1 pseudogene is annotated in these 254 nt (G+C 66.5%); it reads right to left on the bottom strand.

The annotated features are described in order from the left end of the window. Positions 1–254: pseudogene (locus OO48_RS34190) on the bottom strand (hypothetical protein); the annotation flags it as partial.

Raw genomic sequence — 254 nt, 5'->3', positions numbered from 1 at the left:
GCGGTGTCGTCGATCACGAAGGAGGTCTGCAGCGAGGAGTCCTCGACCGCGTTGAACTTCACCGTGACGCTCTGGCCCGCGTAGGCCGACAGGTCGATGCTCTTCTGGGTGTAGCCGGTGGCCGCGTTGACGTTCGAGTGGGTCGCGACCGTGGTGCCGTTGACGGTCACGGTCAGCTTGTCGTACGCGGTGCTGCCGGTCTCGGCGGTGTCGATGTGCAGCCAGTAGCTCAGCGTGGCCTTGCAGCCGGCCGG

This window comes from Kitasatospora phosalacinea, from assembly GCF_000716545.1.
Taxonomy (GTDB): Bacteria; Actinomycetota; Actinomycetes; order Streptomycetales; family Streptomycetaceae; genus Kitasatospora; species Kitasatospora phosalacinea.
The sequence above is the reverse complement of the archived record's forward strand: the minus strand, read 5'-3'. Positions and strand labels throughout refer to the sequence as shown.